We start from the raw sequence: 2,871 nt of genomic DNA on the forward strand, positions 1-2,871 counted from the left end.
TCGCGGGTGCAGGTAAAGGTAAAATATGCGTCTGTCCAGTGGTGTACGGACAAGACTTTCTGGGTATTGAATGCTGCCATTGATATTTTCTGTCGGATGGGGCCGTCTGAATAGGATAAGTCGGGGCGGCCGAGGTTAATAAAAAGAGTGGAATACGGCTTCAGTTACTTGTTCACCGGTACGGCTGATTTTTCGCTGAGGCTGTGCAGGTCGGCATAGCGTCCGCCTGCGCTGATTAATTCTTGGTGTGTGCCTTGTTCGACGACATTGCCTTCGTGCATCACAACGATATTGTCGGCTTTTTCGATGGTAGAAAGTCGGTGGGCAATCACCAAAGTGGTACGGTTTTGCATCAGGTTTTCCAATGCGGTTTGTACCAAACGTTCGGATTCATTATCCAATGCACTGGTGGCTTCGTCTAAAATTAAAATCGGCGCGTTTTTCAAAAGCGCACGCGCAATAGCGAGACGTTGACGTTGGCCGCCGGACAGTTTTAAACCGTTTTCGCCGACTTCAGTGTGCAGGCCTTGCGGCATTTTTTGGATAAATTCCCAAGCATTCGCGGCTTTTGCAGCATTGATAATTTCTGCCTCACTGAATTTGTCAGCTTGAGCATAGGCAATGTTTTCAGCAATCGTACCATTAAACAGGACAACGTTTTGGCCGACGAATGCCATGCGGCTGCGCAAGCTTTCGAGCGTATATTCATTGACGTTGATGCCGCCGATCAAAACTTCGCCTTCATTGGGATTAAGGAAGCGCGGCAACATATTGGCCAAGGTGGTTTTGCCGCAACCCGATGCGCCGACCAAGGCAGTCACTTTGCCTTGCGGAACAAGCAGGTTGATGTGGTTCAAGCTGTTGCGTTCGGCTTCGGGATAACGGTGTACAACATCGCAAAATTCGATATTGCCAGGGTTTGGGCTGAGGGTTTGTTTGCCTTCGTTGCTTTCTTCGGGTTGATCCAAAAAGGTAAAGACGCTTTCTGCCGCCGCCAAACCACGCTGCAGGGATTGCATCACGCCGGTCATGCGTTTGATGGGGTCAAACATCAAGATCATGCTGGACAAAAACGACATAAAATCGCCTGCGCTGAAGCCTGAAAGTCCGGCTTGGCGGGCGGCTGCGTAAATAATTGCGGCCAGTGCAACCGAAGCCATTAATTGCGTAATGCCGGTACCGGCAGAGCTGGCGGAAACCTGTTTGAGCAGGTTGCGGCGCACATCGTCAGCAATACGGTTGAAGCGGCGATTTTCATAATCTTGACCACCGTAGATTTTTACAACGCGTTCGCCATTAATGCTTTCGCCCAAAACCTGCATCAGCTGGCCAAGATAAATTTGGTTGTTGGCAGACAATTTGCGCAGGCGTTTGCTGACTGTTTGGATACATACGGCGACGACCGGCAAAATAATAAAAGTAATCAGAGTCAAACGCCAGTTCAGATAAGTCAGCAAGCCCAACAGGCCGACTACGCTCACGCCGTCTTTGGCAATCACGGTAATGACGTTAAATCCTGCATCGGTAATTTGGTTGACGTCGCTTAAAATGCGCGACATCAGACGGCCGCCGGTATTGCTGCTGAAATACGAAGTCGGCAGGTGCATCATTTTGTTGAACATTTTACCGCGCAAGCGCTGCACCAAGTGGCTCGACAGATACGTCGTGCAATATTCGTTGATGAAATTGAACAGGCCGCGAACGAAAAACAGCGCCACAATTGCCAGCGGCAACCATGACATGCTTTTCATGTTTTTATCGACAAAACCTTCATTGATTAAAGGTTTGAGCAAGTAACCGAAAGCCGGCATCGTACCGGCGACAATCAGCATGGCCACTACGGAGACGATAAACATCTTCCAATAGCTTTTCAAATATCCAAGCAAGCGCTTGTATAGCTCCCAGTTGGATGTGGCTTGTGTTGTCTGCATATCAATCCAAATTTAGAGCAAACATGCAATTCTAAACGAAAATATCTGTCATTACAATGTTTGCAATTGAAAGTCAAAAGGAGTCGGTATTGTTTTAACGCCTTGATTTTATATTGGGAACGACTGTGGTTTGGTGGGTTTGGCAATAATGTTGCCCACTTCTCAAATATCGGTTGCGGCCGTCTGAAAGAAGGGTTTCAGACGGCCTGTTGCCGGGGATACGTTATTGATCGACGAATGCGCGCTCAATCAGGTAGTCGCCGCGGACACCGGTTTTCGGAGAAACGGTCAGGCCGAATTCGTCCAAGACGTTGCAGGTGTCTTTCAACATGGCAGGGCTGCCGCACAGCATGGCGCGGTCGTCTTGCGGATTGATTTTAGGCAGGCCGATGTCTTCGAAGAGTTTGCCGCTGCGCATCAAATCGGTCAGACGGCCTTGGTGTACATATTCTTCGCGTGAAACGATCGGGTAGTAAATCAATTTTTCTTTAACCAAGTCGCCCAAGTATTCGTGTTCGGGCAATTCTTTGGTAAAGCGGTCGTAGTATGCCAAGTCTTTTTTGTAGCGTACGCCGTGAACCAAGATGATTTTTTCAAATTGCTCGTAAATTTCAGGGTCTTTGGTAATGCTCAAGAAAGGGGCGATACCGGTACCGGTGCTCAAGAGGTAGAGGTGTTTGCCCGGATTCAGGTCACCGGCAACCAGAGTACCGGTCGGTTTTTTACTGATGAGGACATCGTCGCCGACTTTAAGGTGTTGCAGGCGGCTGGTCAATGGGCCGTCTTGTACTTTAATACTGAAAAATTCCAGATGCTCTTCCCAGTTGGCAGAGGCCACGCTGTATGCGCGCATCAGCGGTTTGCCGTCTACCATCAGGCCGACCATGACGAATTGGCCGTTTTCAAAGCGCAACGATTCGTCGCGGGTGCAGGTAAAGGT

The 2,871-nt window shown here is 49.1% G+C and carries 2 protein-coding genes and 1 pseudogene; all 3 read right to left on the reverse strand.

The genetic code is table 11. The annotated features are described in order from the left end of the window. Positions 1-80: pseudogene (locus HMPREF2596_RS11205) on the reverse strand (ferredoxin--NADP reductase); the annotation flags it as partial. An 84-nt stretch (positions 81-164) separates the two neighbouring features. Further along, complete coding sequence (gene msbA / locus HMPREF2596_RS04045) at positions 165-1,931, reverse strand: lipid A export permease/ATP-binding protein MsbA (protein ID WP_070849789.1); 1,767 nt, start codon at positions 1,929-1,931, stop codon at positions 165-167. A gap of 223 nt (positions 1,932-2,154) precedes the next feature. Further along, a partial coding sequence (locus HMPREF2596_RS04050) for a ferredoxin--NADP reductase (RefSeq protein WP_070849791.1) occupies positions 2,155-2,871 on the reverse strand: 717 nt, incomplete at its 5' end.

Source organism: Neisseria sp. HMSC078C12, assembly GCF_001838065.1.
Classification (GTDB): domain Bacteria; phylum Pseudomonadota; class Gammaproteobacteria; order Burkholderiales; family Neisseriaceae; genus Neisseria.